This is a genomic window from Variovorax sp. P4_D9 (genome assembly GCF_056401695.1).
Window position 1 is genome coordinate 1 of the sequence record NZ_JBFUIU010001557.1, and the last position, 1,021, is coordinate 1,021.

At 64.3% G+C, this 1,021-nt stretch carries 2 protein-coding genes; one reads left to right on the forward strand and one right to left on the reverse strand.

Going from position 1 to position 1,021, the window contains the following annotated elements:
- Positions 1–206: Rieske (2Fe-2S) protein (locus AC1DY5_RS56865; protein WP_478122911.1), on the reverse strand; the 206-nt coding region annotated here is incomplete at its 3' end.
- Between the two features lie 65 nt (positions 207–271).
- Between AC1DY5_RS56865 and AC1DY5_RS56870 the strand changes: the two genes are divergently transcribed.
- Positions 272–1,021: ferredoxin reductase (locus AC1DY5_RS56870; protein WP_478122912.1), on the forward strand; the 750-nt coding region annotated here is incomplete at its 3' end.

A 1,021-nucleotide genomic window follows, 5' to 3' on the forward strand; every position in this document is an offset into this window, starting at 1 on the left:
CACGCCTGGTCGACCAGGCCCACACGCCCTTCGCTGTCGCGAAACGCCACCAGGTCTTCGCCGAGGAGGCGGACCCGGTAGGGCTGCCCGTCGACCGGAACATCGTCCGACAGCAGGAAGGGCAGCCAGTACATCCTCATCAGATCGCCCATGGCCGTCTGGGGTCCGACCCGAACGAGAAGCTCGTTGTCTTCAGTCTTCAGCATCGMGTAATCCTTATTAATGGTTCAACCATTGATTGAATTTAGCAGATTCGTGATAGGCTGTCTACATGAACTCGATCAAATTGCCCGTGGTCGTTCGAGACCGAAGAATGGAGACCGCCGAGGTGGTCTGCCTGGAGCTCGCCTCCGCCGACGGTGAAGCCTTGCCCGCCTTCCTGCCCGGCGCCCATGTAGACGTGCAGATGCCCGAAGGTCACCTGCGGAGCTACTCGCTCGTTAGGCAGGCAGCGGATCGGCGCGGCTATCTCATCGCGGTGAAACGCGAAGCGCAGGGACGCGGTGGATCCGCCTGCCTGCACGACAAGGCTGCTGTGGGCGCTGCCTTGCAGATCAGTGCGCCAAAAGGCGACTTCACGCTGGTGGAGCAGCCGGCGCTGAGCTGCTTCGTGGCCGGAGGCATCGGCATCACGCCGCTGCTGCCGATGATCGAACGACTGGTCGAACTCGGCCATCCGTGGCAGCTGCACTACGCGGCCGCCTCGCGATCGCGCATGGCCTTTCACGACCGGCTGATGCAACTGGGGGAACGCGGAGGCCGGGTCTTCCTCCACTTTTCGGATGGCTCCTCGCCGCGCATGGACGTCGATGCGGTGGTTCGTTCGCTGGACACGACGCCGGGCGCCCACTTGTATTGCTGCGGCCCCGCGCGCATGGTCGACGACTTTCTGCTGGCCGCCAAGGATCGCGCGTCGGCCACGGTGCACTACGAACGCTTCGGTGCCGCCCAGCCGATGGCAACGGAGGGCGGCTACACGGTCGAAATGGCAAGCTCGGGGCAGCGCCATGCCGTTCCCAGC